This window comes from Helicobacter didelphidarum, assembly GCF_003364195.1.
Classification (GTDB): Bacteria; Campylobacterota; Campylobacteria; order Campylobacterales; family Helicobacteraceae; genus Helicobacter_A; species Helicobacter_A didelphidarum.
On sequence record NZ_NXLQ01000048.1, the window covers coordinates 1 to 5,259 of the forward strand.

General features: G+C 30.1%; 4 protein-coding genes and 1 pseudogene. All 5 read left to right on the forward strand.

Annotated features, from left to right (window positions below; all coding sequences use genetic code 11):
- Window positions 1-151: 151 nt before the first annotated feature.
- Window positions 152-1,939 carry a hypothetical protein gene (locus tag CQA53_RS13360; protein WP_245945871.1) on the forward strand — a complete coding sequence of 596 codons (1,788 nt, stop codon included), beginning with the start codon at window positions 152-154 and terminating at the stop codon, window positions 1,937-1,939.
- On the forward strand, window positions 1,936-2,676 hold the full coding sequence (locus CQA53_RS09970; protein ID WP_112052992.1) for a hypothetical protein: 741 nt from the start codon (window positions 1,936-1,938) through the stop codon (window positions 2,674-2,676). The genes CQA53_RS13360 and CQA53_RS09970 overlap by 4 nt, the downstream gene beginning before the upstream one ends.
- Before the next feature lie 109 nt (window positions 2,677-2,785).
- Complete coding sequence (locus tag CQA53_RS09975; protein WP_115543834.1) at window positions 2,786-3,688, forward strand: hypothetical protein; 903 nt, start codon at window positions 2,786-2,788, stop codon at window positions 3,686-3,688.
- Window positions 3,689-3,706: 18 nt separating this feature from the next.
- Window positions 3,707-4,561 (forward strand): hypothetical protein, encoded by an 855-nt coding sequence (locus tag CQA53_RS09980; protein WP_115543835.1) that lies wholly within the window; start codon window positions 3,707-3,709, stop codon window positions 4,559-4,561.
- Between the two features lie 566 nt (window positions 4,562-5,127).
- Window positions 5,128-5,259 (forward strand): annotated as a pseudogene (locus CQA53_RS13365) (type VI secretion system tube protein Hcp); the annotation flags it as partial.

The following is a 5,259-nucleotide window of genomic DNA, read 5'->3' on the forward strand; positions in this document are numbered from 1 at the left end:
AGGAGATACCACTATCACCGCTAAGGGAGATAGTGTGATTATCAAAGCAGGTGGCGTAGAAGTAGTGATAGATTCTAATGGACTTGTAGTCAAAGGTGGGGAAGTGAAAAGTGAGTGAGAGCAATAAGAATATAAAGCTGGAATAAAAATTATGAATGAAACACGAAAAGAATACTCAAAAGAGACTATAAGGCTACAAATCACAGATTTACAAGGCAAAGCTATTGAGGGAGCAGAAGTTGAATTATTAGGGATTGGACCAAAATCTAGTAAAAAAATCATATTACCAAACAAAACAGATTCTAACGGAGAAGTTATGTTTGATTCTAAAAAAGAATTTGGGGATATTAATAGATTTGAAATAAGAATAAACCATAAAGATTTTTATGCTTACCCCAAAAATCGCTCAAGGAAAGTGTGTAAGAGTTATGAATATGGTCATCTATGTATGCAAGATTTTATCAGAAAAGTAAAATTTTATTTTGACGAAGAGTATATCTCTATAAGCCAATACCCAAACTCACCCAAATCATACAAAATACAGATTCTACCAAATCCCACACAATCTATAAAACAACAAGTAGTGCAAGAAGAGTATTATATCAAACTGGAAACTAATAAAGAAATATTACAAATATATAAAGATTCTAATCTTACACAAAATAGTGATTATGCACTTTATTTGCAACTTAATCCCATAAATTCAGCATCTAAAAGCTCTAACCAAACAACAGAAATATATTTTAATGATAAAGATTCTCTAAAGAGTTTTCAAAAAGAAATTGAAACGATTATAGAACTTGATGGTAAAAAGAATATAATCAGCAATTATACGCATAAATTTATCATAAGCAATCAAACACCAGATTTGATAGCAAAGGCATTGCAGATGATTAATGAATTTGAGAATAGGAATGTTAGTGGGGTGTTTTTAGATGAAAGATTGGGAGATGAAGAAGTTATACGGCAAGTTGTATTAGAGCTAGATCAATCACGACAATGGCAAGGGTGGAAAGAAAGACTTCACAAGCTTAAGCAATACAAAGACAAACTTTTTGAAAAAGAATATATCATATCCACTTTAAGAGAAAGAGTGATAAACCTTACTAAACCTCCTCATAATTATACAACACAAGCAAATATACAAAGTGAGCAGAAAAAAATATCAGATACTACGAACTCGCTTTATCCAGACCAGGGACCCACTTCACTTTGCGGACCTGCTACATTTTTCTATTGTCTTTTGCTAGATAGACCTGATTTATATGTCAAATGTGTGATTGACTTATGGGAGAGAGGTGAAGCAAATATTAAAAATCTTCACATTAAACCAAGTGAAGATTGCAAGAATCCTTATTCATTGATACAAAAAACCCTTAAAGATTGGGCAGATTATATCAATGGCGTAGATTGGATAACCTTAGCTAGTTTAAGAGATAGTGAAAATAGCATATTTGATTATGATGAAGCAGATGATAAAATAGCAGGGATAACCTTTGAGGGTGAATTAAAATCATGGTTTATCAAAGTAGGAGCAGAATTGTTATTTTCTAATATAACTTATGGGCTACATATCAATAAAAATAAATTGCTTCAACTTGTAGAATATAAGCAAAAATATCCTCAATCTCATATTATTTCTCTAATTAATAGTGGAGTATTATATAATGGAGATACAACACAAATCAAAGGAAAAAATCATTGGATAGTGTGGAATACTTCACCTCAAGATAGTAGCAAAGATATAGATTCTAATACATCTGACACTGCTAGCATTACACAACAAGTTGTGAGTTGGGGAGAAATTAATCAAAATCTTACTACAATAAAGATAGATGAAAAGAATTCACGACCACCAACTTTGAGAGAATACCTTGAGTATCAATTCGGGGCTATGGTGTTTCTACCCATACCTTACGAATTAGGAGAAAGTGAATGAGGCAATTTTTATTATTACTTCTTGTATGTAATCTTTATGCAGATTCTCTAGAAAATCTCCCTATAAATTTTATTGATTTAAAAAGCCCTATTGCCCTTACAAATAAAACAGATACAACCATATTGCAAAATATAGCTAGGGAAAATTACTTTCTATCACCACCAGAGAGAAGATTCTATTTGTGGGATTGGAGAGATACATCACAAGAGGTAAGCTTATATTGTGAGTGTGCAAAAGTCGCAACACAATATAAGACTACTTCTTGCAAAGGCTCTTTATTTTATCTCACATATCTTACATTAGACCACACCTTAGAGATTGCGCAAGATATAGCACCTTGCTCTTTTAGTTATATACAAGATGACAATACACTAATTTTTGGTTCAAAAGCACATTTATATGTGTATGCAAAAGATAAAAAAATACTAGAGATAGATATGCCAAAGAATTGGCACAAGATTCCATTAGGAGTTGGTGATGATAAAAAAGTAGGAGTAGTATTTTACACAGAAGGTGAAAGTAGATACAATTTTATAAAACATATCAATATATTTCGTTTTGATAGAAGTGCTAATATATTGAAGCGATACGCATTTACAGGTGAATTTGGTGATATGTATCTTAGAGGTATCGATACTTCATTTCGATATATTCAAGCTTGTAAAGTGCCAGATGATGAAGAATATGATGAGAAGGGGCAATGCTTTCTTTTTGACATAGAATCTAATATCAAATAATAGGATAAGTTGTGCTTAATAATCCACCACCAACTTTGAGAGAATACCTTGAGTATCAATTTGGTGCTATGGTGTTTCTACCCATACCTTACAACTTAGGAGAATATGAATGAATACTTTAAGATTAACTTTTCTTATATCTTTATGTTTAGTGTTTGTATCCTGTGCAAAACCTGTATATACAAGCTTTGAAACATATACAGCAAAAATAGTTTCGATAGAGCATAGTGATTTGAGTGATGAAGCCAGAAAAAAATTATACAATCATAAAGTCATCGAAGAAGAATCATACAAAAATGCAGCACAAATTTTAAAGCAAAAAAATTTAATAGACTATAAAGCACAATGGGACAATCAACACAATATCCAAATCAATCAATATGAAATAGCTAGGAAAGTAAGTCCAAATTTTGAAGGTATGGAATTCACAATAAAAGACAAAACGAATGATACTATATGGGCATCGTATGGTAAGGAAGCAAAGTTTAATGTTTCTTATGATAAGCGATATTTGGGAATCTGCGATGATAAAAGGAAACTACATATATTTGATATAGAGAACAATTTATATGAGCTTGAGCATTACAAAGATAAAAAATGTAGGGACGTGTATTTTTCTTTAGACAATAAATATCTTATACTCAATAATAAAAATCAAGGGCAAATTTATGATTTTAAAACAGCAAACTTAGTCTATGATAATCCTAATAATAGTATTTATGTAAACATACTCTGTGGTACTCATTGTTGGGATTACAATATTGCAATGTCTAATCTTATATTAGGTTATGTAGAGACAGATAATGAAATAATATTGCTTGATGAAGAAAGAAGAATTATCGTTGATTTAGGTGATGAATCGAAGAATACTGATTTCAGTGTTATCAAAAAAGACAAAGGGAGTATTTATATATTAGTTACTTACTATCGACAGACTTGGGTTCCTTTTGTTTCTCTAAAACCAATGGAAGCCGTTTTTGAATTACAAGAAATAAAAAAAACAAGAATTTGATAAGCTAGGAGAAAGTGAATGAAAATCTTATATCACATAACTAAAATTATTTTTATGATTTATTGTATGCTATTCCTTGTAGCGTGCCATAATTATACAGAGATTCCTATAAGAGATTTTTATATTGAGAAAACTTTAAAAACTTCTTTAATGAGTTGGGAAGAATATTCTAAAACTAGAAGAAGATTTTATTCTAATAAAAATCATACATCTTGCGAGAATATCAAAGTAGATGAGGGGATTTTTATTAATGACAAATATAGAGTGAGTAGTGTATTTGTAAGAGGCTCATTATTTGCAGATGATAGCAGTATTACTTATATAGATGATATAAATAATTGCCAACAAACTAGAAAATATAATAATACATATTTTTTAATACCTAACAACAAAAAATATATCTTTTTATGCAAAGAAAATAAGATGGAGATTTTACTAAGTGATACATTAGAATCTAGTAATTTATTTAAAGATAAGCAATGTAATAGCATTGGTGTATCGGCTAACAATAAATGGTTATTGATAGGCAATAAAACATTATTTGGGAAGTTTCAAGTTGATATTTATGATTTTGCAAGTCAAAAGATGGTGTATCGATACAAATTTGATAAAGTAAAGGACATAAGTGTTGGTGGAATTCAAAGTTTTATTCTTTTAAATATCAACGAGATTGAGAATGGTAAATATACACGACAATTTTTATTATTAGGAGATATTTTAGAGATAGTGAATATTGATAATTTTTCTGATTATAATATAGTTGAATCTATAGATTTGAATGTTAAAGAAATGGTTGAAATAACACACGAAATCCAGAATAATAATATTGTTTATAGAAAGACTATCAACAAACTTGAGAGTTACGACAAATAGTCTTGGTATCTTAATTAGGAGAAAGTGAATAAGGCAATTTTTATTATTACTTCTTGTATGTAATCTTTATGCAGATTCTCTAAAAAATCTCCCTATAAATTTCATTGATTTAAAAAGCCCTATTGCCCTTACAAATCACACAAATACAACTATATTGCAAAATATGGCTAGGGAAAATTATTTTCTATCACCACCAGAGAGAGGATTTTATTTATGGGATTGGAGAAATGCATCATAAAAGATAAGATTGTATTGTCAGTGTGCAAAAGTTGCAACAAACTATGACACCATCTCTTGCAAAGGCTCTTCATTCTATCTTGCAGGGGATATCAATATATTTCGTTTTGATAGAGATGCTAATACATTGAAGCGATACGCATCTCCTTCCTATCCTACATCAATATTATAGCAAATAATATTTCCCTCTATTCTTATAAGATATTTTTAGAATAAATCATAACAAGTAAATAATATTTTATATATTTTACCATTCTATATTCTTCCCCACTCTTTATCCTTTTATGCTATAATCCTCTTACTATCAATATCAGCACAAAGGACTTATCATGGCACAACCAGCATATATTAAGATAGAAGGTTCAACTCAAGGTTTAATCTCTAGTGGTGCAAGCACAGAGGCAAGTATAGGCAATCGTTATCAAGCAGGACATGAAGATGAGATAATGGCTCAAGAAATC

Coding starts and splice junctions, on each gene's coding strand:
- CQA53_RS13360 (WP_245945871.1), top strand. CDS start 152: ATGAATGAAACACGAAAAGAATACTCAAAAGAGACTATAAGGCTACAA.
- CQA53_RS09975 (WP_115543834.1), top strand. CDS start 2,786: ATGAATACTTTAAGATTAACTTTTCTTATATCTTTATGTTTAGTGTTT.
- CQA53_RS09970 (WP_112052992.1), top strand. CDS start 1,936: ATGAGGCAATTTTTATTATTACTTCTTGTATGTAATCTTTATGCAGAT.
- CQA53_RS09980 (WP_115543835.1), top strand. CDS start 3,707: ATGAAAATCTTATATCACATAACTAAAATTATTTTTATGATTTATTGT.